Raw genomic sequence first — 24,340 nt, 5'->3', positions numbered from 1 at the left:
CCCCTTGAGGCGCGCGGGGGCGGCCGGTCAACACTCAGACCAATTTTTGGCAAGGTGTCCCAATATCGCATTCCGGCGGCGGTCGGTGGGTAACACTGACCGGCGGAGGGGGGAGACGTGCGGCGGCGCTCGGCCGGCGCGCACATCCCGGAGTGTCACGCCCGCCTTGGGGAAGGCGGCGAGGGGACCAGCGGGGGGATGCATGACGCAGTCGCTTCCGGGGCCGTGGCCTGCCCACGGGGGAGCGCGGCCGGGGCGCCCGGCGCTGCCGGTCGTGGTGGTCGGCGCCGGGCCGTACGGGCTGTCGGTCGCCGCGCACCTGCGCGGGGCGGGAGTTCCGGTGCGCGTCTTCGGTGAGGTCATGGGCAGTTGGCGGCACGCCATGGCGACCGGGATGTTCCTGAAGTCGACGCCGGACGCCGTCGACCTGTCGGCGCCGGAGCCGGGCGGGCGGCTGGCGGACTTCCTCCAGGTGCACGGTGAGCCGGAGCTGACCGAACTGACGCCCATCCCGTGCGAGGTGTTCGTACGGTACGGCCAGTGGTTCCAGAAGCAGTACGTCGGCGAGGTGGAGCCGGCCCGGGTCGCGGCCGTCGACCTGGCCACGGCCGGTACGGGGTTCGCCGTACGGCTGGACGACGGACAGGAACTCGCGGCCGCCGCCGTGGTCGTGGCCACCGGCCTGAACGGACTGGCCCACATACCCGGCGAGTTGCGCGGCCTCGTGCCCGAAGGCCCGGGGCCCGGCGCGCCGGTGTCGCACACCAGCCAGCACACCGACCTGTCCCGGTACGCCGGCCGCCGGGTCGCCGTGGTCGGCGGGGGACAGTCCGCCCTGGAGAGCGCCGCACTGCTCCACGAGTCCGGTGCCCGGGCGCAGGTGCTGGTCCGGGAGAACGGCGTGCTGTGGGGGACGACCCCGGAGCAGGCCCGGTCCTGGACGCGGCGGATCGGCAGGCCCGCCTCACCGCTGGGCACGGGCTGGATCCTGGCCGCGGTCTGCCGGGCTCCCGGCGGGGTACGGCATCTGCCGGCCGCGGCCCGGCTGCTGCTGTTCCGGCGCGCGTTGCGTCCCTCGGGCGGATGGTGGCTGCGGGACCGGGTCGAGGGCGTGGTGCCGGTGCGCACCTCGTGCCGGGTCGTACGGGCCGGGACCGACGGGTCCGTCGTGCGGCTGGACCTGGCCGGGCCGGGCGGCGTGGCGGAGGCGCTCGACGTCGACCATGTGCTGGCCGCCACCGGTTACCGCCTGGACCTGGACGCCGTTCCGTTCCTGTCGCCGGCGGTGCGTGGTGCGCTCAGGCAGGTGCCGGGTTCGAGGGCGCCGTGGCTGAGCCCGGGGTTCGAGTCGTCGGTGCCGGGTCTGTACTTCACCGGGTCGCTGGCCGCCCCGATGTTCGGGCCGATGATGCGCTTCGTCGCGGGGACCGGGTACGCGGCGGCCCGGGTCGCCCGGGACAGGGTCCGCAGGGTGGCCGGCACCGGTTGACCACGCGAGCCGTCGAGAGGGGGCCCCGGCCGAGCCTTGCCGGAGCCCCCTGGTCGGTGCGGGTCAGGCGGTGTGCAGGGTCAGTCCGTAGCGGTTGAGGATCTCGTTGACCGGCTGGAACCAGGTCTCGCCGCCGCTGGAGCAGTTGCCCCAGCCTCCGGAGGTGACGCCCTGGGCCTGGTCACCGCTGATGAAGGAGCCGCCGGAGTCGCCCGGTTCGGCGCACACGCTGGTCTTCGTCAGCTCGTGCACGGCGCCCTGGCTGTAGTTGACGGTCTCGTTGTGCGCCAGCACGGTGCCGCAGTGCCAGTGCGTCGTCGAGCCGGAGCGGCAGACCGAGGCGCCGACAGGAGCCACGGCGGAGCCGCGCACCAGCTGGTCCGGGACGGTGCCCCAGCCGAGGACGACCGGGACCGTCCACCAGCCGCTGCCGACGCTGACCCAGGCGTAGTCGTTGTCGGGGAACGAGGACCCCTGGAAGTTGCCGATGTACGAGCCGTCCCAGCCGCTCACCCCGGCGCCGGCCTGGCCGCAGTGTCCGGCGGTCACGAAGCCGCCGTACACCGAGAAGCCGATGGAGCAGCGGGCGTTGCCGGTGTAGTACGGGTCGCCGCCGACCGTGCCCGCGGCGAAGGTCTGCGGCGCCGCGGAGACTGTGCGGACGGTGACGGGGCCGGCCGCGCGGGCCTTGGAGAGGAAGCGTTGGACATCGTTGTCGGAGCGCGCGGCGCCGACGACGTCCACGACCACCGTGTTGGCCTTCGGGTCCACCCGCCAGCCGCTCACACCCTGCGGTGCGGTCGTGCCGTCGAGGCGGTCCTTGGCCGTGTCGAGCTGCCGAGCGCTGTGCCGGACGGTGCGGACCTCGGCGCCGGCGGTCCGGACGGCGCGCAGGGTCGAGTCGGAGGCGTCGGAGGTGACGGCCACGGTGAGGCGGCCGGTCCTGTCGTCGAACCACGAGCCGCCGAAGGCGGAGCCGGCGGCCGCGCGGGCCTTCGGTTCCACGGCCGTGGCGGTGCGTTCCGCCGACAGGCGCGCCTCGGCCTGCTGCGGGGAGAGTCCCAGGTCACGCTGCATCGCCTGGAGCAGGCCGGGGGAGGCGGAGGGTGCGGCGGCGGGGGTCGCCGCTCCCGCCGGCGTGGTGCCTGCCACGGCCCAGCTGCCGAGCAGGACGAGCGCGGCCACGGCCACGCGGTGGAGTTTGGTGCGTCTCACAGGGGGTGCCCTTCGTCGTTCCAACGAGGTGGGGGTGGAACACGGGGTGGAACTACCGCGACCTGAGAGCGCTCTCAATCGGGTCGGGGAGCAGCTTAGCGGGACCGACTGAACAGGTCCATGCCAATGCTGGTATTCGCGGCCGAGCCAAACGTCCTGCCGTTTGCCTAATGGGCTTAGGCATATGTTCAATGGCTTCAGGTTCTTGGTGGGCTCGGGTGGGAGGAGCGGCATGGCGCGTGCGGGGTTGACCACGGAACGCCTGGTCAGGGCGGGAGCGGAGTTGGCGGACGAGGTCGGCTTCGAGCATGTGACCGTCTCGGCGCTCGCCCGGCGGTTCGACGTCAAGGCCGCGAGCCTGTACTCGCACCTGAAGAACTCCCAGGACCTCAAGACGCGGATCGCCCTGCTCGCCCTGGAGGAACTCGCGGACCGGGCCGCCGAGGCGCTGGCCGGGCGGGCCGGGAAGGACGCCCTCGCCGCCTTCGCGAACGTCTACCGCGACTACGCCCGGGAGCACCCGGGGCGTTACGCGGCCGCGCGCCTCCGGCTTGCCCCGGAGACCGCCGCGGCGAGCGCCGGGGGCAGACACGCGCAGATGACCCGCGCGATCCTGCGCGGCTACGACCTGACCGAGCCGGACGAGACCCACGCCGTCCGGCTGCTCGGCAGCGTCTTCCACGGCTACGTCAGCCTCGAACTGGCCGGCGGCTTCGACCACAGCGCCCCGGCCCCCCAGGAAACCTGGACCTGGATCCTCGACCGCCTCGACACGATGCTGCGCACCTGGCCCCCGGCGTAGCGTCCGCGCGCGTGTGCCCGCGCTTGGCAAGCGCGCGTTCGCCTGCGGCGCCCCTGTGCCGGTCGTTCGTGCAGAGACCCGTGCGGGTCTGAGGCTCGCGCCCGCGCAGGGGGAACGGTGTCCGCGCGGCCCCTGCCCAAGCCCGCCGGGTGGCTGCGGTCCGGGCCGTCGGCCGCACCGCGGCGCCCCACGGGGTGGTCCGCGTTCCGGTCCCGCGTCCGGCCGCCGGTCCCGGTGTGCCTCTGCCGGGGTCGGCCCGGCGGACCGCTCGCCGCCAGGCGCTGCCGGCCGCGCGGCCGGCGCCGACCGGTCGGGCGCGGCCGACTGCGCTCCGCTGTTGTTCGCGGACGAGTCGTAGTCGAGTTGCCGTGAGTCGTCGATGCCTCGCGGAAATTCTCCGCGCCACGGCGGACAGCGCTTTCACCCGCCGGAATCTCCGAGATCCGAGGGTTCCCCGTGTGGTCCGGACCTGGCCCCTGCCGAACGATCAATCGTGAAAGTCGTGACGATACGGGAGGGTGGATGTTACAAATGCCGGATGGCAGCCCGTTTTACCCGTCTTCGACGTATATCGCTGCGCTCGCTGCTGGGAAAGAGCCCGCGAAGCGTCGCCGGACAGGTGTTCGTTCTACAGGTGGCGCTGGTGGCGCTGCTTGTGGCCTTCGCCGTCTTCTCCCTCGTCCTCCAGTCGCAGCGCGACATCAACGCCGAGGCCAAGCGCCGTTCCGTGGCAGTGGCGCAGACCTTCGCGCACTCCCCGGGCGTCGTGAGCGCACTGCGCACGCCCGCCCCGTCGCAGGTGCTGCAACCCCTCACGGAGGCGGGACGCAGGTCCGCGGGGGTCGACTTCATCGTCGTCATGGACACGAAGGGCATCCGCTACACCCACCCCCTGCCGGGCCGCATCGGTCAGCGTTTTGTCGGCACCATCGGGCCGTCGCTGGCCGGAAACGTCTACACCGAGAGCGTCCACGGGCCGCTCGGCGAAGAGGTACAGGCCACCGTTCCCATCAGGGACGGCGGCCGCGTCGTGGCGCTGGTCTCCGCCGGTCTCCAGGTCAAGCACGTGACCAGCCAGGTGAACCGGCAGATCCCGATCATCCTGGGCGCCGGGGCTGCGGCGCTGGGCCTGGCCACCGGCGTGACGGCCCTGGTCGGCAGGCGGCTGCGGCGGCAGACCCACAGCCTTGCCCCGGACGAGATGACCCGCATGTACGAGCACCACGACGCGGTGCTGCACTCCGTGCGCGAAGGGGTGCTCATCATCGGTGACGACGGGCGGCTGCTGCTGGCGAACGACGAGGCCAAGCGGCTGCTGGACCTGCCGTCGGAAGCCGAGGGCAGGCAGGTGACGCACCTCCCGACGCTGGAGCCCGAGACGGTCGAACTGCTCACCTCCGGCCGCGTGGCCACCGACGAGGTGCACCTCGCCGGATCCCGCCTGCTCGCCGTCAACCAGCGGCCCACCCACCGCGACGGATGCGGCCGGCGCACAGTGGTGACACTGCGCGACTCCACCGAACTCCAGGCCATCTCCGGCCGCGCCCAGGTCGCCAGGGAACGGCTCGAACTCCTCTACGACGCCGGACTGGGCATCGGCACCACCCTCGACGTGGCCCGCACGGCCGACGAACTCGCCCAGGTCGCCGTCCCCCGCTTCGCCGACTACGTCTCCGTGGACCTCGCCGAGGGCGTACTCCAGGGCGAGGAGCCCGCCACCACCGCGACGGGCCTGCGCCGCATCGCCGTACGCGGTGTCCAGGACGACTCGCCGCTCTACGAGAAGGGCCGGCTGATCGACTTCCTGCCGTCCACGCCCCAGGCACACAGCTACGGCACCGGCCATCTGGAACTGGTGACGGACCTGGCGTCGGCGCACGGCTGGCACGCCCAGGACCCGGCACGCGCCGAGGCGATCGTCGACTACGGCATCCACTCGCTGATCTCGGCCCCCATCCAGGCCCGCGGTGTCGTCCTCGGTATGGCCAACTTCTGGCGCTGCAAGGAGCGTGGCCCGTTCGACGAGGAGGAGCTGTCCCTGGCCGAGGAACTGGTCGCCCGGGCCGCCGTCAGCATCGACAACGCCCGCCGCTACGCCCGCGAGCACGCCCTCGCGGTCACCCTGCAGCGCAGCCTGCTGCCGCGGGCCCTGCCCGAGCTGACCGCGCTGGAGGTCGGCTACCGCTATCTGCCCGCCCAGTCGGGTGTCAGCGGTGACTGGTTCGACGTGATCCCGCTGCCCGGCGGACGGGTCGCCCTGGTCGTCGGGGACGTGGTCGGGCACGGCCTGCACGCCGCCGCCACCATGGGACGGCTGCGGACCGCGGTGCACAACTTCTCCACGCTCGACCTGCCCCCCGACGAGCTGCTGAGCCACCTCGACGACCTCGTCGGCCGCATCGACCAGGACGAGGCCTCCACCGGTGCCGCCGCGGCCGTCGTCGGAGCCACCTGCCTGTACGCGATCTACGATCCCGTGACCCGCCGCTGCGCCATGGCGCGCGCCGGTCATCTCGCGCCCGCGCTGATCAGTCCGGACGGCGATGTCACCTTCCCGGATCTGCCGCACGGCCCGCCGCTCGGCCTGGGCGGCATGCCGTTCCGCACGGCCGAGCTGGAGCTGCCCGAGGGCACCCAGCTCGCCCTGTACACCGACGGGCTCGTCGAGGACCGCAGGCGGGACCTCGACGTCGGCATGGAGATGCTGCGCCAGGCTCTCGCCGGCCACCCCGACCGCTCGCCGGAGCGGAGCTGCCAGGCCGTGCTTGAGGCGCTGCTGCCCGCGCGTCCCAAGGACGACGTCGCCCTGCTCATCGCCCGCACCCGCGCGCTGCCGTGCGACCGGGTCGCCGAGTGGGACGTGCCGCCCGACCCCGCCGCCGTCGCCCGGGTCCGCGTCGCGGCCGCCCGCACCCTCGACGAGTGGGGCCTGTCCGAGCTCGGCTTCGGCATGGAACTGGTGCTGAGCGAGCTCGTCACCAACGCCATCCGCTACGGAGGCGAGCCGATCCACGTCCGGCTGATCCGCGACCGCACGCTGATCTGCGAGGTGTCCGACGGCACCAGCACCTCGCCGCACCTGCGCTACGCGGCGACGACCGAGGAGGGCGGCCGGGGTCTGTTCCTGGTGTCGCAGATGACCGAGCACTGGGGCACCCGCTACTCCCCGCACGGAAAGGTGATCTGGGCGGAGTTCGCCCTGCCCGAGAACGTCCAACCCCCGGGGACGGCCTTGTCCGGGGCGGTCGCGCCCTCCACCGACGGCTGGCCCGTCGCACCACGGACACCGGTGCTCCCCGGCCAGGTGGCGGGCGACCGCGCCGGGTGACGGATGATCCCCGGCCATCGGCGCACAGCCGGCCGGCGGGTCTCCAAGCAGCGACGGCGCGGGACCGACCCCTCGTGGGCGGTCCCGCGCCGTCGCAGGAAGCGCGGACGGACGCGTCAGGCGGCGGGCTCCACCTGCGGGGCGTGCCGCGGCAGCGTCAGCACGGCCAGGAAGCCGAGGACCGCGACCGCGGCGAAGAAGTAGAAGCCCCATGGATGGCCGATGCCCGCCGTGACCAGGGCCCCGGTGATCGTCGGGCCGACGATGGAGCCGATCCGGCCGATGCCGGAGGCCGAGCCGAGAGCGGTCCCGCGCACCGCGGCCGGGTAGAAGTGCGTCACGTAGGCGTACACGAGCACCATGGCGGAGAAGACGAACACGCCGGTGAGGAAGACGACGACGTTGAGCAGGATGTCGCTGTTCATCTTGATGCTCAGGCAGCCGAGCATGACCACGGACACCGCGAACCAGCCGAGTATGGTCCCCTTGATGCCCCGCCGGTCGGCCACGAAGCCGCCGACGACCAGGCCGACGACTCCGCCGACGTTGAGTATGAGGAGCTGGGTGACGGCCGTGGGGACGGGATAGCCGGCGTCGTTCATGAGCTTGGGCAGCCAGGTGTTCAGGCCGTAGACCAGCAGCAGCCCCATGAACGAGGCGACCCAGATGCCGATGCCCGCGCGCAGGTAGGCCGGCTTGAGCAGCTCGGTGACCGGAACCCGCTGCGCTCCCGTCGCCTGCTTGGCCTGCGTGAACGCCTCCGACTCCGGCAGCCGGAACCACTGGATCGCGGCGACGACGAGGCCGGCCACGCCGAGGACGTAGAAGAGGATCTGCCAGTTGTCGGTCACCTGGAGGGCCAGCAGGGAGGTGATCACGGCACCGGTGTGGTAGCCGGTCATGGTCAGGGTGCTGGCCCGGGCACGACGGCTGGCCGGCATGTGCTCGGCCATCATCGTCAGCGACACCGGCATGCAGGCGCCGAGGCCCAGACCGGCGATGAGCCGGAGGACGGCGAACATCGTCACGGAGCCGGCCAGCGGCACCACGATGGTGAACACCGAGAACACCACCACCGAGGCGATGAGCAGCAGGCGGCGGCCCAGCCGGTCGGCCAGCGGGCCGACGCAGACGGCGCCGATGGCGACGCCGACGAGCGACAGCGTGGCGATCATGGTGGCGTCGCCCGCGGTCATGCCGAGGTGGCGGGTCTTGAGCAGGGTCGGGATGATGGCGCCGAGGACGACGAGGTCGTAGCCCTCGAGCATGACGGTGATCCAGCACAGGACCACGGTCCACGTGCCGCGTCCGGCGGTGCCGGACTGCACGGTCGTCTGGGACGAGACGGCGGATGTCATTGCGGACGTTCCCCCCTGGGGACGGGAGCGGACGGGCGGGGACGAGCGGGGTCGGAACAGGGTCAGAACGGGTAGTCGGCGATGTCGGGCCGGACGGTGAGCCACTGGGTCTCGGTGAAGGCCTCGACGTTGGCGGCGGCGCCGCCGAACCGGGACCCGGTGCCCGAGGCCTTGACCCCGCCGAAGGGGGCGTTGGGCTCGTCGCTGACGGTCTGCTCGTTGATGTGGACCTTGCCGGAGTCGATCCGGTCGGCGAGCTTCATCGCCGTGCCCACGTCGCCGAGGATCCCCACGGACAGCCCGTACTCGCAGTCGTTGACGATCCGCGCGGCCTCTTCCGGCGTCGAGAAGCCGATGACGGGCGCGACGGGCCCGAAGATCTCCTCGCGCCAGGCCGGCATGTCGGTCGTCAGCCCGCTCAGCACCGTGGCCCGGTAGCCCGCGCCGACGATCTCGCCGCCCGCGGCGAGGGTCGCGCCCGCGGCGACGCTGTCGGTGACGATGCCGTGCACCCGCTCCAGCTGGCGCCGGTCGATGAGCGGGCCGAGCGCGACGTCCTCACGGGCCGGGTCGCCGACCGGCAGGGCCGCTGCCTTCGCGGCCAGCGCCGCGGTGTACTCCTCCAGGAGCGACTCGTGGACGATGTGGCGGCCGGTCGTCATGCAGATCTGGCCCTGGTGCAGATAGGAGCCGAACGCGCCCGCGGAGGCAGCCTTCCGCACGTCCGCCCCCGGCAGTACGACCAGCGCGTTGTTCCCGCCCAGCTCCAGGTGGGCACGCTTGAGCAGGCGTCCGGCCTGCTCGCCGATCGCCCGCCCGACCGGGGTCGAGCCGGTGAAGGAGACCACCCGCACCTCGGGCGCCTCGACGACCGCCCGGCCGACCGGGCCGTCGCCCGGCAGCAGGTGCAGCACGCCGTCCGGCAGCCCCGCCTCCTCGAAGACGCGTGCGATGACGACACCGCCGCTCACCGCGGTGCGCGGGTCCGGCTTGAGCAGCACCGCGTTGCCCAGGGCCAGCGCCGGCGCCACCGAGCGCAGACCCAGGACGAGAGGGAAGTTGAAGGGCGCGATGACACTGACGACACCCGCGGGACGGCGCCGGGAGAAGGACCAGCGGGCGTCCTCGGAGGTGAGCACCTCACCCTGCGGGTGCGTCGGCAGGCCCGCGCACTCGAAGCACTCGCTCACGGCGAGCCGCGCCTCGAAGGCCGCCTTGGCCCGTACGGACCCGGCCTCGCGCACCAGCCATTCCTCGATCTCGGCGGAGTGCTCGGCCAGCAGCTCGCCCGCCCGGCGCAGCACGGCGGCCCGCCGCTGCGGGGAGGCCGCCGCCCAGTCGCGCTGCGCCTCGGCCGCGCGGGCGGACGCACGCCGTACGTCCTCGGTGGTGGCCAGGCCCGCCGTCGCGAGCTGTTCGCCGGTCGCGGGCTCGACGACCGGCTGCTCGGCCGAGGCGTCCCTCCAGCCGTCGCTGAAGAACTTCTTGCCCCAGACGTCGCTGTCCAGGAGTGCCATCGCGTTTCCTCTCTTCTTCTCGGGGCGGATCAGGACGGGGTGGTGAGCGCCGTGTCCACCTGGATCAGGCGCGGGTGGTCCGGACGTTCGGCGAGGGCCGCCCGCAGCTCCTCGGCGTCGCCGACGTGCCGGGCCGGGACGCCGTATCCCTCGGCGATGCGGGTGAAGTCCAGACCGGGGATGTCCAGACCGGGGGCGTCCGGCACGCCCAGCAGGCCGCCGAACCAGCGCAGTGCCCCGTACGTGCCGTTGCGCAGCAGTACGACGGTCAGCGGTACGCGGTGCTGTGCGGCCGTCCACAGGGCGGTGATGCCGTAGTTGGCCGAGCCGTCCCCGATGACGCCGACCACCGGCCGGCCCGGTTGGCCCATGGCGACCCCGACCGCGCCGGGCAGCCCGAACCCGAGTCCGCCGGCCGCCGGGAAGTAGTAGGAGCCGGGCCGGCGCAGGTCCATCTGGCGCCACCAGGAGGAGTTCGTCGACGTCGACTCGACCACGTACGCGGTGTCCCCGGGCAGTTCGTCGCGCAGCGCGGCGAAGACCTGCTCCGGGTGCAGCCGGGAGCCGTCACCGTCCGGCGGCCCGGGCGCGGGCCGGAAGGCGTCGGCGGGCGCCTCGGGTTCGTCGAGCAGCTTCAGGAGCAGGCCGATGACGGCTCCGGGGTCGGCGACCAGTGCCTCGCCCATCGGCGCCCGCGCGGCGGCGGAGGCGTCCTCGGTCACCTGGATCAGCCGGGTGCCCTCGGGCAGGTACCGGCCGGGCAGGTGCTCGTGGTAGCGGAACACCGGCGCGCCGAGCACCAGGACCAGGTCGTGGCCCTCGAACGCCTCGCAGACCGGCGCGATCCCGGCGGGCAGCACCCCGCGGAACAAGGGGTGCCGGTTGGGGAAGGGCAGCCGGAACTGCGAGGGGGCCGCCCACACCGGGCCGCCCAGGCGCTCGGCCAGCCGGACGGCGTCGTAGAACAGTCCCGCCGAGTCGATGTCTCCGCCCAGCACGAGCGCGGGCCGCCGGGCGGAGGCGACCTGCTCGGCCAGCCGGCGGCCCTGCTCCCCGTCGGGGACGGAAGCACGGGCGACCCGTCGGTCGAGGACCGCGAGGGCGTTGTCACCGGCGTCGGCCGCCCAGTCGTCGTAGGGGACGGACAGGTACGTCGGGCGCCGCTGGAGCTCCGCCTCGAAGACGGCCTGGGCGAGGGCGCGCGGCACGTCCTGGGCGCACGCCGGCTCGGCCGCCCAGCCGACGAGCGGCCTCATCAGCGCCGAGGCGTCCACGTTGGACAGGTTGGCCTCCGGCCCGACGGCGGAGCGCACCTGCTGGCCGGCGACCATCACGAGCGGGGTGCGGGAGGCCACGGAGTTCGTCAGCGCGCCCATCGCGTTCCCGGAGCCCGAGGCCGCGTGCAGATTGACCAGGACGGGCCGGCCGGTCGCCTGTGCGTACCCGTCGGCCATGCCGACGACGGCACCCTCGTGCAGGCCGAGGACGTAGCGGAAGCTGTCGGGGAGTCCGGCGAGGAAGGGCAGTTCGTTGGAGCCGGGGTTGCCGAACACGGTGGTGAGGCCCTGGCGCTCCAGGAACTCGTGGCAGAGGCGGCGTACGGAAGGCACGGGCGTTCCTTTCGGAGTGACGCACGCCACGCTAGGCAAGCGTTGACATGAGCACCAATAAATCTTTTACCTTCGCGATATAGAGTGCTTCGATATGAGGAACTTCGACCTCAACCTCGCCCGCGTCTTCGTACTGTTGTACGAGACCGGCAGTGTCACGGTCACCGCGGACACGCTCCACGTCACCCAGCCCACGGTCAGCTACAGCCTGGGCAAGCTGCGCCGGCACTTCGGCGACGAGCTGTTCCGGCGTACGGGACGCGGACTGACGCCGACCGCGGGCGCCCGCCGGCTGTACGAGCCGTTGCAGCGGGCCCTCGCCGACATCGACGGCACGGTCCGCCAGGCCGACGTCTTCGACCCGCGGGCCATGTCCGGCCGCTTCACGGTGGCCCTGTCCGACCTGGGCGAGGTGACCCTGCTGCCGCGCCTGATGGCCGCGGCCCGCGAGCGGGCTCCCGGGGTGTCCTTCACGGTGCGGCCGCTGGACGTGGACGAGGCGGAGCACCAGCTGCGCCGCGGCGACATCGACGCGTTCGTGGCCACCCCCGTGCTGACCTCCCACCGGACCGTGCGGATCCCGCTCTTCCACGAGCGCTACGTCGGCATGGTCGCCGCCGGCCACCCCCGCGTGCGGGGCGAGTCGGTCACCCTGGCCGAGCTCGCGGCCGAGTCCCACGCCACCGTCTTCGGACCCAGCGGCCACGTCGTCCCGCGTGCCGTGCTCGCCGCGCACGGGCTGCTCGACCGGGTGGTGGTGGACGCCACCCGCTTCTCGATGCTGCCCTACCTGCTGGAGCAGACCGACCTGATCGCCATCGTCCCCGAGTACGTCGGCGAGGTCTTCGCCTCGTCCCATCAACTACGCATGGTGCGGCTCCCGTTCCACACCGAGCCGATCGAGGTGGCGCTGTACGCGCGGCACGAGTCCTCGCGCAGCCCGTCCCAGCGGTGGCTGGTGCGGTTCATGGCCGAGGTCCTGGGGGAGCGGGTGAGCCCGGCCCAACTGCCCCCGTCCGCCATCGGGTAGGCCCGCGCCGCACGCCGTGCCGGCCGCGCCGCGCCCGGTGCCCGCCATGAGCGTGAGGCACGTAGGCCAACCGGGTGCAATCCGCCGGGTGTTACTCCGTCCAGGCGATGGCCGTCTCCGGTTCGGCGGCGTGAGGCGGAAGGATGGAAGGCGGGCCCTGCGGGAGAACCGCGTGGACCTTCGTGTACCCATCTCCCGAGAGAAAGCGTGTCACGGGCCGCATGACAGACGTCCAGCACACCACGCGGGAAACCGCCGCTCCCCGTCGTCACCTGAGGCCCGGTGCCGTGGTGGTGAACTGGGTGACGACGACCGATCACAAGACGATCGGCTCCCTGTATCTGATCACCTCCTTCGTGTTCTTCCTGCTCGGCGGCATCATGGCGCTGGTGATGCGCGCCGAACTGGCCCGCCCGGGTCTGCAAATGCTGTCGACCGACCAGTTCAACCAGATGTTCACGATGCACGGCACGATCATGCTGCTGATGTTCGCGACGCCGCTGTTCGCCGGGTTCACGAACTGGATCATGCCGCTGCAGATCGGCGCCCCGGACGTGGCCTTCCCACGGCTGAACATGTTCGCCTACTGGCTCTACCTGTTCGGCTCGCTGATCGCGGTGGCCGGCTTCCTCACCCCGCAGGGCGCCGCCGACTTCGGCTGGTTCGCCTACGCCCCGCTGAACGACGTCATCCACACACCGGGCCTCGGCGCGGACCTGTGGATCCTCGGCCTGGGCATGTCCGGCTTCGGCACCATCCTCGGCGCCGTCAACTTCATCACCACGATCATCTGCATGCGCGCACCGGGCATGACCATGTTCCGCATGCCGATCTTCACCTGGAACGTGCTGCTGACCGCGGTGCTGGTCCTGCTGGCCTTCCCGGTCCTGGCGGCCGCCCTGCTCAGCCTGGAGGTGGACCGCAAGTGGGGCGCCCATGTCTTCGAGGCGGCCAACGGCGGTTCGCTGCTGTGGCAGCACCTGTTCTGGTTCTTCGGGCACCCCGAGGTGTACATCATCGCGCTGCCGTTCTTCGGCATCGTGAGTGAGGTCATCCCGGTCTTCTCCCGCAAGCCGATCTTCGGCTACATGGGCCTGGTCGGCGCGACGATCTCGATCGCGGGTCTGTCCGTGACGGTGTGGGCGCACCACATGTTCGTCACCGGCGGTGTGCTGCTGCCGTTCTTCGCCTTCATGACCTTCCTGATCGCGGTCCCGACCGGTGTGAAGTTCTTCAACTGGGTCGGCACCATGTGGAACGGTTCGCTGTCTTTCGAGACGCCGATGCTGTGGTCGACCGGCTTCCTGGTCACCTTCCTCTTCGGTGGTCTGACCGGTGTGATCCTGGCCTCGCCGCCGCTGGACTTCCACGTCTCGGACTCGTACTTCGTGGTGGCCCACTTCCACTACGTCGTCTTCGGCACCGTGGTGTTCGCGATGTTCGCCGGCTTCCACTTCTGGTGGCCGAAGTGGACCGGCAAGATGCTCGACGAACGCCTGGGGAAGATGACCTTCTGGACGCTCTTCGTCGGCTTCCACACCACGTTCCTGGTGCAGCACTGGCTGGGCGCCGAGGGCATGCCGCGCCGGTACGCCGACTACCTGGCGAGCGACGGCTTCACCACGCTCAACGAGATCTCCACCATCGGCTCGTTCCTGCTGGGGCTGTCGATGCTGCCGTTCTTCTACAACGTCTGGAAGACGGCCAAGTACGGCGAGAAGGTCGACACCGACGACCCGTGGGGCTACGGCCGCTCCCTGGAGTGGGCCACCTCCTGCCCGCCGCCGCGGCACAACTTCGTCACCCTGCCCGTGATCCGAAGCGAGTCCCCGGCCTTCGACCTGCACCACCCGGAGGTCTCGGTCACGGACAAGCGGGAGAACCTGGGCCTGCCAGGATGACCGACGCGGCGGAGCGCCCGGACGGGCAGCCGGGCGGGCCCACCGGACTGGTCGAGCAGGTCGAGGGCTATCTGCTCTGGCAGACCCGCGTCGCCGAGGCCGAGCAGCGGGCCCGTGCCTTCACCGAGCCCATGCAGTGGCTGACCACGGCGCAGCGCGAGGAGATCGAGGAGTACTACGTCTCCGACTGTCTGCTGCGGGCCCGGGCGGACCTCCAGCGGATCGCCGAACGGTGCCGGGCGCTGCGCGGCGAGTACGAACAGCGCTACCGCCAGTTGCGGGCGCGGTGCTTCGCGTTCGTCCTCATGGCTCTCGCGGTGCTCGCCGGGGCGGCCGTCCTGGCGTTGGCCCTGGCGCGGCCCTGAGACCACGGATCCGTCCCGCCCCACCTGTGCCGAACACACTCGGGCCGCCCTCCTCGCGGGGGCGGCCCGAGCCCGTCGTACCGGCCCACCGGGCCGGCGCTCCTGATCACGGGGGCGTCACTGCGGCGGCTGGTCCTGACCCGGGTCCGGCCGGCCGAGCTGCTCCTTGAGTTTGTCCTGACCCGTGTCGACCTGGCTCCGGTACTTGCCCTGGGTCCGCTCGTCGACGTAGTCACCGCCTTTGTCGATGCCCTTGCCGGCCTGCTCCTCGTGACCTTTCAGCAGTCCCTTGAGCTTGTCCAGCATGCTCATCGCATACTCCTTAACGCCGGGGGTTCCTCCCAGCATGGCCGACGGCGGCAGGGGATGCATCCGCAGCCGGAAAGCCCCGGATCACCTGTGGAAACACCGGTCTTCCGTCAGGGCGCGCACAGGTTCTCGGCCGGCGGCACACCGTCCAGCAGCCGGCGGCCGTCCCGCTCGGTGATGTGCCAGGCCGTGCACACGGAGTCGCCCTGCGCGGAGCGCAGCAGCAGGAAGTCGTGTCCGCCGCGGTGCTCCACCCGGGCCTGCAAGGCAGGGGCGTGCTCGCCCAGCCGGTCCAGGTAGTCGGCGGCGTAGTCGTCGGAGACGGTGTCCTCGTCGAACAGCGTCTGGAGGCCGTCCGCGTCCCGGTCGGCGGCCGCCTTCTGGGCCATGTCGGCCAGCGCGGCCATGCTCGGCGCGCCGGGCGGGGCCTCTGTCGCGATCGAGTAGCACACGAAGCCCAGCCAGGTGCCCAGACCGACGATCAGCGCGATCACCGCGAGACGCGACTTGCTCGAACGCTTCGGGCGCCCTTCCGGCACTGCACTTCCTCCCGACCTGCCCTGTGTAGGGGACCACTCTCCCATGACGGAGGAGTAGCACGAGCACGAGGTCGGGGCGCAGCTCGGGCTACGAGGCCGAGAGACCCGATCACACCTCCTGTCGGTCGGCCTCGCCCAGCCATCGCGTCAGGCCCTTGCGCACCTCGTCCGGGGCGGGATCCTCGGCCGTACCAGCACGGCGGCCGCGCTCACCTGGACGCCTGGTACCCCTGTCAGCTTGCGAGCGCGGTCCGTACCAGATCGCCCACGCCTGACAGCGGGGTCATCAGCTCCGCCGGGACCTGGTAGCGGCGTCCCAGCTCAGCCGCGTCCTGGTAGGCGACTCGTACCTGGCCGTGGCCGTCGTCCCACACCAGAGCCTTGAGCGGGAGCTCGAGTGCCAGGAGCGGTCGCGCCGCCATCGCCGGCGTCCCGCCCCGCGGATTGCCGAAGATCAGCACTTGGGTGTCATTCATCGTCAGCCCGACGCTCTGGGCGCCTGCGCCGTGATCCACCACCGCGAACAGGGTCATCCCGCCGGCCTCGACGGCTCGCTTGAGCCGCTCCACGGTCTCGGCCACGGAGAACGGACTGGCCACGCTCAAGATCCCCGCTGCATCGGATCCGGAGGAGCCCGCTTCTTGCGTCGTCACCGCATTCCTCCTCAAGAGGCCCGGGCCGATGCCCGCGGAACTGGCGTGCGGCCAACCCGCTCGCGGGGTCACACAGGGGCGAGGCCGAGTTGACGCAGCATGCCGAGTTCGTCGCTGCTTCCCCAGCGTTCGACGAGCTTGCCGTCGCCGTCGAAGCGGCTGATCTGCATGCCCCGGTAGCTCACCTTCTTGCCGGTCGCCGGTCGCCCCATCAGTGAACCCAGATGCGTGCCCGTGATGGTGTAGGCGAAGGCCAACTCGTCGTCGGTGACCACCAGATGCTCCACCTCGACGTGCAAGTCGGGAAAGGCTGTTCGCAACTCGCCGAACATGGCCTTGTACCCTTCGGGCCCCGGCGCCTGTCCTGGGGCGGGATCATGATCGATCGAGTCGGGGGCGACGATCCCGGCCAGGTCGTCGAGGTTGCCGGTGACGACGGCCTCTCCGAAAGCAGCCTGTGCGGCGATGTTCTCCTGCTGAGACATGGGCACTCCTCGGGCGCGTGCCCGCCGCGGCCTGTCCGTCAGCTGCGAAGTCCACGCACCTACGGCATACCGGGACCGTACACCAGCCATACGCGCCAAGCATGTCCACGCGGGTGCACGACGCGGCCCCGCCGCGGGACTAAGCCCCGGGCGTCCACTCGCCGGCCTTGTACAGGGCCCGCGACGTGGTGATCAGTTCCCGCCGCTCCCGCGCGGAGCCCACCATCGGCTGGGAGCCGTTGAGCGGCACCTGGGCGCTCTCCGGCAGGAACCTCACGGTCACCAGGCCGATCGCGCCGGCCAGCATGAGGTAGTGGGCGGGCATCATGTCGTTGCCCGTGACGTTGACCAGGGCCTCGGTCACCAGAGGGGGGGTGCCGCCGAACGCGGCGACGGCGAAGTTGAAGCCGATGCCCATGGCCGCGTAACGCACCGCGGTCGGGAAGAGCGCGGGCAGGGTGGCGGCGCTCGGCGCGGCGAAGCAGGCCAGCAGCGTGGACAGGATCAGCACACCGCAGACCGGTGCCCAGGTCCCCTGCGTCTTGATCAGCAGGAACGCGGGGACCGCGAGGACGATCATCGCGGCGGCCGCGACCCCGTAGACCGGGCGCCGTCCGACGTGGTCGCTGAGCCGGCCGATGAAGGTGATCAGCAGCACGATCCACACCATGCCCAGCAGCACCAGCAGGTCGGCGGAGCCGCTGGAGCGGTGCAGGGTCTCGGTCTGGTAGGTGGGCAGGAAGCCGGTGACCATGTAGTTGGTGACGTTGTAGAGCAGCACCAGGCCCATGCAGATCAGCAGGGCGCCCCAGTGGTTCCTGACGACGGACCGCAGTTCGCTGCCCGCCGACTTCCGGGCCAGGCTCCGCTCGTGCTCGTCGAGCTGCTGCTGGAAGGCGGGCGACTCCTCCAGCCGCAGCCGCATGTACAGGCCGATCACACCGAGCGGTCCGGCGATCAGGAACGGGACCCGCCAGCCCCAGGCGATCATCTGGGAGTCCGTGAGGAGCAGGTTCAGCGCGGTGACCAGGGCGGAGCCCAGCGCGTAGCCGACGAAGGTGCCGAAGTCGAGCCAACTGGAGAGGAAGCCGCGGCGTCGGTCGGGGGAGTACTCGGCGACGAAGGTGGTGGCGCCGCCGTACTCGCCGCCGGTGGAGAGGCCCTGGACCATCCGGGCGAGCAGCAGGAGGGTCGGGGCGGCGATGCCGAGGGTTTTGCAGCCGGGGATCAGGCCGATGGCGAACGTGCCCACCGCCATCATGATCATCGTGGTGGCGAGCACCTTCTGCCGGCCGATCCGGTCCCCGAGCGGGCCGAACACGAGGCCGGGGACCGGCGCCGACGCGACCTGCGACCGGGATCCGCACGGGCACGACTCGCTTCCCGCGCACGGGGGAAGATGAGACCGCGAGCGGACAGCGGACGCACGAGCGACGCGGAGGAGCGTGGGTGCCATGCAGCACGAGCGAGCGGGCAAGCCGGCCGGACCCGAGGACCTGATCGACGTCGCCCGCCTGGTGACGGCGTACTACGCGCTGCACCCCGATCCGGCCGAGGCCGGACAGCGCGTGGCGTTCGGGACCTCCGGACACCGTGGATCGTCCCTGACGACGGCGTTCAACGAGGACCACATCGCCGCGACCAGCCAGGCCATCTGCGAGTACCGCGCACGGCAGGGCACCGACGGCCCCCTCTTCCTGGGCGCGGACACCCACGCCCTGTCCGAACCCGCGCGGGTCACCGCGCTGGAGGTCTTCGCCGCCAACGACGTCACCGTCCTCATCGACACGGCGGACGGCTACACCCCCACCCCCGCCGTCTCCCACGCGATCCTGACGCACAACCGCTCCCGCACCTCGGGCCTCGCCGACGGTGTCGTGGTGACCCCGTCGCACAACCCGCCCGGCGACGGCGGCTTCAAGTACAACCCGCCCAGCGGCGGCCCCGCGGGCTCGGAGGCGACCTCCTGGATCCAGGACCGCGCCAACGAGATCATCGCGGGCGGACTGAAGGACGTACGGCGCCTCCCGTACCCCCGCGCGCTCACCGCGCCCTCCACCGGCCGCCACGACTTCCTCGGCGCCTACGTCACCGATCTGCCGAGCGTGCTGGACCTCGACGCGGTCCGGGACGCAGGCGTGCGGATCGGCGCCGACCCGCTGGGCGGAGCCTCCGTCGCCTACTGGGGCCGCATCGCCGAGCAGCACCGTCTCGACCTCACCGTCGTCAACCCGCTCACCGACCCCACCTGGCGCTTCATGACGCTGGACTGGGACGGCAAGATCCGCATGGACTGCTCATCGCCGTACGCGATGGCATCGCTCATCGGGCAGCGCGACCGCTTCCGGATCGCCACGGGCAACGACGCCGACGCCGACCGGCACGGCATCGTCACCCCGGACGCCGGACTGATGAACCCCAACCACTACCTCGCCGTGGCCATCTCCTACCTCTACGCCCATCGCACCCAATGGCCCGCCGAGGCGGGTGTGGGCAAGACCCTGGTCTCCTCCGGCATGATCGACCGGGTCGCCGCGGACCTCGGCCGCCGACTGGTCGAAGTGCCCGTGGGTTTCAAGTGGTTCGTGGACGGACTGATCGACTCCTCGCTCGGCTTCGGCGGCGAGGAGTCCGCCGGGGCGTCGTTCCTGCGCCGGGACGGCTCGGTGTGGACCACCGACAAGGACGGCATCGTCCTGGCCCTGCTCGCCTCCGAGATCACCGCCGTCACCGACCGGACGCCATCCCAGCACTACGCGGAACTCACCGCCCGCTTCGGCGAACCCGCCTACGCCCGCCTCGACGCACCGGCCACCCGCGAGGAGAAGGCCCGTCTGGCGAAGCTGTCCCCGGCCCAGGTCACCGCCGACACCCTCGCCGGGGAACCCGTCACCGCCGTCCTCACCGAGGCGCCGGGCAACGGCGCGCCCATCGGCGGCATCAAGGTGACCACCGAGAACGCCTGGTTCGCGGCCCGCCCCTCGGGCACCGAGGACGTCTACAAGATCTACGCCGAGTCGTTCCGGGGCCCCGGCCACCTCTCCCAGGTCCAGGACGAGGCCGAACGCGTCGTCCACGCGGCACTCGGCGGGTGACCCCGGCACCACGACAGCGGCGGGAGCGCGGGAGAGAATCGGGATGAGTGGCCCGGCTCACATGGCAAGGCGAGGGCATGGCCGACACCATGGTCCTTTCACCGGCAGGCCGAAGGGATAGAGCATGTTCCGCAAGGTGCTGGTCGCCAACCGCGGCGAGATCGCGATCCGCGCGTTCCGCGCCGGCTACGAACTGGGCGCGCGAACCGTCGCCGTCTTCCCCCACGAGGACCGCAATTCGCTGCACCGGCTGAAAGCCGACGAGGCCTACCAGATCGGCCAGCCGGGCCACCCGGTCCGCGCCTACCTCTCCGTCGAGGAGATCGTCCGCGCGGCTCGCCGGGCGGGCGCGGACGCCGTCTACCCCGGCTACGGGTTCCTGTCCGAGAATCCCGAACTCGCCCGCGCCTGCCAGGAGTCGGGCATCACCTTCATCGGACCGGACGCCCACACGCTGGAACTGACGGGGAACAAGGCCCGCGCGGTCGCGGCCGCCCGCGCGGCCGGCGTGCCCGTGCTCGGCTCCTGCGCGCCCTCCACCGACGTCGACGAACTCGTCCGCGCCGCCGAGGACATCGGCTTCCCCGTGTTCGTCAAGGCGGTCGCGGGCGGGGGCGGGCGCGGCATGCGCCGGGTGGAGGACCCCGCCGCGCTGCGCGAGTCCATCGAGGCGGCGTCCCGGGAGGCGGCGTCCGCGTTCGGCGACCCCACCGTCTTCCTGGAGAAGGCCGTCGTCGAGCCGCGCCACATCGAGGTGCAGATCCTCGCCGACGGCCAGGGTGACGTCATCCACCTGTTCGAGCGCGACTGCTCGCTCCAGCGCCGCCACCAGAAGGTGATCGAGATCGCGCCCGCGCCGAACCTCGACCCGGCGCTGCGCGAGCGGATCTGCGCCGACGCGGTGCGCTTCGCCCGGGAGATCGGCTACCGCAACGCGGGCACCGTGGAGTTCCTGCTCGACCGCGAGGGCAACCACGTCTTCATCGAGATGAACCCGCGCATCCAGGTCGAGCACACGGTGACCGAGGAGGTCACCGACGTCGACCTGGTCCAGGCCCAGATCCGCATCGCCGCCGGCGAGACCCTGGCCGACCTCGGGCTCTCCCAGGACACCGTCACCCTGCGCGGCGCCGCCCTGCAGTGCCGCATCACCACCGAGGACCCGGCCAACGGCTTCCGCCCGGACACCGGACGCATCAGCGCCTACCGCTCCCCGGGCGGCTCCGGCATCCGCCTGGACGGCGGAACCACCCACGCCGGTACCGAGATCAGCGCGCACTTCGACTCGATGCTCGTCAAACTTACCTGCCGCGGACGGGACTTCAAGGCCGCGATCGGCCGGGCCCGGCGCGCCGTGGCCGAGTTCCGCATCCGCGGCGTCGCCACGAACATCCCGTTCCTGCAGGCCGTACTCGACGACCCCGACTTCCAGGCCGGGCGGGTCACCACGTCGTTCATCGAGCAGCGCCCGCACCTGCTGACCGCCCGTTCCTCCGCCGACCGCGGCACCAAGCTGCTCACCTACCTCGCCGACGTCACCGTGAACAAGCCGCACGGGGAACGGCCCGAGGTGATCGACCCGGTCACCAAGCTGCCGCCGCTGCCCGCGGGCGAGCCGCCGGCCGGCTCCCGGCAGAAGCTGGTCGAACTCGGCCCCGACGGTTTCGCCCGCCTCCTGCGCGAGTCGCCGACCATCGGCGTCACCGACACCACCTTCCGCGACGCGCACCAGTCGCTGCTCGCCACCCGCGTGCGCACCAAGGACCTGCTCGCCGCCGCCCCGGCGGTGGCGCGCACCCTGCCGCAGCTGCTGTCCCTGGAGTGCTGGGGCGGTGCCACCTACGACGTCGCCCTGCGCTTCCTCGCCGAGGACCCCTGGGAGCGTCTGGCCGCCCTGCGGGAGGCGGTGCCCAACATCTGCCTCCAGATGCTGCTGCGCGGCCGCAACACCGTGGGCTACACGCCGTACCCGACCGAGGTGACCGACGCCTTCGTCCAGGAGGCCGCCGCCACCGGCATCGACATCTTCCGCGTCTTCGACGCCCTCAACGACGTGGGACAGATGCGGCCGGCCATCGACGCCGTACGCGAGACCGGGACGGCGGTCGCCGAGGTCGCCCTGTGCTACACCGGGGACCTGTCCGACCCCTCCGAGCGCCTGTACACCCTGGACTACTACCTGCGCCTGGCCGAGCAGATCGTGGCTGCCGGAGCGCACGTCCTGGCCGTGAAGGACATGGCCGGGCTGCTGCGGGCGCCCGCCGCCGCGAGGCTGGTGTCCGCGCTGCGCCGAGAGTTCGACCTGCCGGTCCACCTGCACACCCACGACACCGCGGGCGGTCAGCTCGCCACCTATCTCGCCGCCGTCCAGGCCGGCGCGGACGCCGTGGACGGCGCGGTCGCCTCCATGGCCGGCACCACCTCCCAGCCGTCGCTGTCGGCGATCGTCGCCGCCACCGACCACTCCGACCGGCCCACCGGCCTCGACCTGAAGGCGGTCGGCGACCTGGAGCCGTACTGGGAGAGCGTCCGCAAGATCTACGCTCCGTTCGAGGCGGGACTGGCCTCGCCGACCGGACGCGTCTACCTCCACGAGATCCCCGGCGGTCAGCTGTCCAACCTGCGCACCCAGGCGGTCGCGCTGGGTCTCGGCGACCGCTTCGAGGACATCGAGGCGATGTACGCCGCCGCCGACCGCATCCTGGGCCGCCTGGTCAAGGTCACGCCCTCGTCCAAGGTGGTCGGCGACCTCGCCCTGCACCTGGTCGGCGCCGGTGTGGCGCCGGAGGACTTCGAGGAGGCGCCGGACCGGTTCGACATCCCCGACTCCGTGATCGGCTTCCTGCGCGGTGAGCTGGGCACGCCGCCCGGCGGCTGGCCGGAGCCGTTCCGCACCAAGGCGCTCAACGGCCGCGCGCAGGCCAAGCCCGTCACCGAGCTCACCGCCGAGGACCGCTCCGGCCTGGAGAAGTCCCGCCGCTCCACCCTCAACCGGCTGCTGTTCCCCGGCCCGACCCGGGAGTTCGAGGCCCACCGCCAGGCCTACGGCGACACCAGCGTGCTGGACAGCAAGGACTTCTTCTACGGGCTGCGCCCCGCCGACGAGTACGCCGTCGACCTGGAGCCCGGTGTGCGGCTCCTCATCGAGCTCCAGGCCATCGGCGAGGCGGACGAACGCGGTATGCGCACCGTGATGTCCACGCTGAACGGCCAGCTCCGCCCGATCCAGGTGCGCGACGCCACGGCGGCCTCCGACGTCCCCGTGACGGAGAAGGCCGACCGGGCCAACCCCGGCCATCTGGCCGCACCGTTCGCCGGCGTGGTGACCCTCGCGGTCGACGAGGGCGACGAGGTGGCGGCCGGAGCGACCGTGGCCACCATCGAGGCCATGAAGATGGAGGCCGCCATCACCGCCCCCAGGTCCGGCCGAGTGACCAGGCTGGCCATCAACCACATCCAGCAGGTGGAGGGCGGCGACCTCCTCGTCGAGGTGAGCTGAGCCGACCCCCTGCACGGCGCACCACCGCCCGGCGGGTGGTGCGCCGTCCGGCTGCCGTGGCTGACCTCGCCTACGGGCCGACCGGTATCGGGCGTCTGCGCCGGGGAGTGTCCGTGTGGGTGTCCGTATGGGACGTCTGGGGGACGCGGGCGGGGCGGGGCGTGGTGCGCGGGTGGGTGCCGGCGCGGTTCAGCCACGTCTGGTAGGCCGGGGACTGGTGGGCCGCCTCCCAGTAGGACTCCTCCAACTCGGCGTAGGCCAGGTCGAGTTCGGACTCGGTGCGGGCCGCGAGCAGGAGTCGCACTCCGATGGGGTCGCCCTGCAAGGGGCGGATGGCGAGTTCGGAGCGGGGGCGTGCGGTGGGCTGGCTGACCGTCACCACCTCGCCGGTGGCCGCCAGGGAGTACGCGGTGAGGTAGTCGCCGTGCAGCATGTCGGAGTCGAGCCCCGCCTCGCGCAGCACGCGGCACAGGGCGTCCCATTCGCCGTCGACCGTGGAGTCCACCATCCAGCGGTCGCCCGCGAGGTCGGCGAGCCGCACCTCGGGCAGCGCGGCGGCCGGATGGTCGGCGGCGAGGGAGACGAACTGCGGTTCACGTTCGACCAGTACGCGCACACAGAGCCCGGCCGGGATCCGCAGTGGGCTGCCCTCGACCTCGTGCACGAAGGCCATGTCCAGCCGCCCGGCGGCGACCAGGCCCAGCAGGCAGTTCGCCGACGCGTCCATCTGGAGGGTGGGTTCGGTTCGCGGCGCGCGGGTGCGCAGCCGGCGTAGCCAGCCCGGCAGGGCCCGGCTCGCCGTGGCGCCGATGCGGAGCCGCGCGCCGCCGGCGGCCCGGGCCGCGGCCGCCCGCGCCTCGGTGACGAGGGAGGTGAGTTCGGCGACGAGGGGTCTGGCCCGGCTCAGTACCGCGTGACCCAGCGGTGTGGGACGGCAGCCCGCACGGGTGCGCAGGAAGAGCTGACCGCCGAGCGCGTGCTCGATACGGCGCAGTTGGGTGCTCAACGAGGGCTGAGCCACACCGAGTTGCCGAGCCGCCCGGTGCAGGCTGCCGTGGTCGGCGATGGCGCACAGCACACGCAGGTGCCTCACCTCGAGCTCCATGGGAGGGAGCGTAGGGGCGCGTGTGACGCCGCACCAGACG

Annotated in this window: 17 protein-coding genes and 1 pseudogene; 8 read left to right on the top strand and 10 right to left on the bottom strand. The window is 72.0% G+C overall.

Translation table 11 applies throughout. The features are described from left to right. Positions 1 to 202: 202 nt before the first annotated feature. Positions 203 to 1,489, top strand: a complete 1,287-nt coding sequence (locus tag CG719_RS29790) for an FAD-dependent oxidoreductase (RefSeq protein WP_100571821.1) — start codon at positions 203 to 205, stop codon at positions 1,487 to 1,489. Positions 1,490 to 1,552: 63 nt separating this feature from the next. On the opposite strand, the gene CG719_RS29785 is transcribed toward CG719_RS29790, so the two are convergent. Continuing rightward, positions 1,553 to 2,704, bottom strand: coding sequence for a S1 family peptidase (locus CG719_RS29785; protein ID WP_100571820.1), 1,152 nt, complete (start codon positions 2,702 to 2,704; stop codon positions 1,553 to 1,555). Positions 2,705 to 2,936: 232 nt separating this feature from the next. Here CG719_RS29785 and CG719_RS29780 point away from each other — a divergent pair, with 232 nt between their 5' ends. Together CG719_RS29780 and CG719_RS29775 are read left to right on the top strand one after the other, a co-directional pair. Beyond that, positions 2,937 to 3,506 carry a TetR/AcrR family transcriptional regulator gene (locus tag CG719_RS29780; protein ID WP_100571819.1) on the top strand — a complete coding sequence of 190 codons (570 nt, stop codon included), beginning with the start codon at positions 2,937 to 2,939 and terminating at the stop codon, positions 3,504 to 3,506. 538 nt (positions 3,507 to 4,044) lie between these two features. Beyond that, on the top strand, positions 4,045 to 6,834 hold the full coding sequence (locus CG719_RS29775) for a SpoIIE family protein phosphatase (protein WP_100571818.1): 2,790 nt from the start codon (positions 4,045 to 4,047) through the stop codon (positions 6,832 to 6,834). A 116-nt stretch (positions 6,835 to 6,950) separates the two neighbouring features. On the opposite strand, the gene CG719_RS29770 is transcribed toward CG719_RS29775, so the two are convergent. The 3 genes from CG719_RS29770 to mdlC all read right to left on the bottom strand — a co-directional run bounded on the left by CG719_RS29770 (position 6,951) and on the right by mdlC (position 11,319). Further along, on the bottom strand, positions 6,951 to 8,192 hold the full coding sequence (locus tag CG719_RS29770; protein ID WP_100571817.1) for an MFS transporter: 1,242 nt from the start codon (positions 8,190 to 8,192) through the stop codon (positions 6,951 to 6,953). 62 nt (positions 8,193 to 8,254) lie between these two features. Beyond that, entirely contained in the window at positions 8,255 to 9,709 is a 1,455-nt protein-coding gene (locus tag CG719_RS29765) for a benzaldehyde dehydrogenase (protein ID WP_100571816.1), read from the bottom strand. Positions 9,710 to 9,738: 29 nt separating this feature from the next. Continuing rightward, complete coding sequence (mdlC, locus tag CG719_RS29760) at positions 9,739 to 11,319, bottom strand: benzoylformate decarboxylase (protein WP_100571815.1); 1,581 nt, start codon at positions 11,317 to 11,319, stop codon at positions 9,739 to 9,741. Between the two features lie 94 nt (positions 11,320 to 11,413). Here mdlC and CG719_RS29755 point away from each other — a divergent pair, with 94 nt between their 5' ends. The 3 genes from CG719_RS29755 (at position 11,414) to CG719_RS29745 (ending at position 14,615) form a co-directional block, all read left to right on the top strand. After that, positions 11,414 to 12,349, top strand: a complete 936-nt coding sequence (locus CG719_RS29755) for a LysR family transcriptional regulator (protein ID WP_100571814.1) — start codon at positions 11,414 to 11,416, stop codon at positions 12,347 to 12,349. 221 nt (positions 12,350 to 12,570) lie between these two features. Further along, positions 12,571 to 14,250, top strand: a complete 1,680-nt coding sequence (gene ctaD, locus CG719_RS29750) for an aa3-type cytochrome oxidase subunit I (RefSeq protein WP_100571813.1) — start codon at positions 12,571 to 12,573, stop codon at positions 14,248 to 14,250. Then, entirely contained in the window at positions 14,247 to 14,615 is a 369-nt protein-coding gene (locus tag CG719_RS29745; RefSeq protein WP_100571812.1) for a cytochrome C oxidase subunit I, read from the top strand. The genes ctaD and CG719_RS29745 overlap by 4 nt, the downstream gene beginning before the upstream one ends. 117 nt (positions 14,616 to 14,732) lie before the next feature. Here CG719_RS29745 and CG719_RS29740 read toward each other — a convergent pair whose 3' ends face one another. From CG719_RS29740 to CG719_RS29720, 5 genes and pseudogenes are all read right to left on the bottom strand, one after another. Beyond that, a complete protein-coding gene (locus tag CG719_RS29740; protein WP_100571811.1) occupies positions 14,733 to 14,927 on the bottom strand; it encodes an antitoxin in 195 nt (64 codons plus the stop codon). Positions 14,928 to 15,034: 107 nt separating this feature from the next. After that, on the bottom strand, positions 15,035 to 15,463 hold the full coding sequence (locus tag CG719_RS29735) for a hypothetical protein (protein WP_100571810.1): 429 nt from the start codon (positions 15,461 to 15,463) through the stop codon (positions 15,035 to 15,037). Positions 15,464 to 15,696: 233 nt separating this feature from the next. Next, positions 15,697 to 16,116, bottom strand: coding sequence for a DUF302 domain-containing protein (locus CG719_RS29730; protein WP_199836834.1), 420 nt, complete (start codon positions 16,114 to 16,116; stop codon positions 15,697 to 15,699). A gap of 68 nt (positions 16,117 to 16,184) precedes the next feature. After that, on the bottom strand, positions 16,185 to 16,601 hold the full coding sequence (locus CG719_RS29725; protein WP_100571808.1) for an ester cyclase: 417 nt from the start codon (positions 16,599 to 16,601) through the stop codon (positions 16,185 to 16,187). 139 nt (positions 16,602 to 16,740) lie between these two features. Next, positions 16,741 to 17,937 (bottom strand): annotated as a pseudogene (locus tag CG719_RS29720) (MFS transporter); the annotation flags it as partial. 118 nt (positions 17,938 to 18,055) lie between these two features. Here CG719_RS29720 and pgm point away from each other — a divergent pair. Both pgm and CG719_RS29710 read left to right on the top strand, forming a co-directional pair. Beyond that, positions 18,056 to 19,696 carry a phosphoglucomutase (alpha-D-glucose-1,6-bisphosphate-dependent) gene (gene pgm, locus CG719_RS29715; RefSeq protein ID WP_100571807.1) on the top strand — a complete coding sequence of 547 codons (1,641 nt, stop codon included), beginning with the start codon at positions 18,056 to 18,058 and terminating at the stop codon, positions 19,694 to 19,696. 124 nt (positions 19,697 to 19,820) lie between these two features. Beyond that, a complete protein-coding gene (locus tag CG719_RS29710) occupies positions 19,821 to 23,195 on the top strand; it encodes a pyruvate carboxylase (RefSeq protein WP_100571806.1) in 3,375 nt (1,124 codons plus the stop codon). Between the two features lie 70 nt (positions 23,196 to 23,265). Here CG719_RS29710 and CG719_RS29705 read toward each other — a convergent pair whose 3' ends face one another. Continuing rightward, positions 23,266 to 24,300 carry a LysR family transcriptional regulator gene (locus CG719_RS29705; RefSeq protein ID WP_100571805.1) on the bottom strand — a complete coding sequence of 345 codons (1,035 nt, stop codon included), beginning with the start codon at positions 24,298 to 24,300 and terminating at the stop codon, positions 23,266 to 23,268. Between the last annotated feature and the right edge of the window lie 40 nt (positions 24,301 to 24,340).

The sequence above is a fragment of the Streptomyces sp. CB01373 genome (assembly GCF_002803075.1).
Lineage (GTDB): Bacteria > Actinomycetota > Actinomycetes > Streptomycetales > Streptomycetaceae > Streptomyces.
Note: the sequence above shows the minus strand (reverse complement) of the source record. Positions and strands in the feature narration are given on the sequence as shown.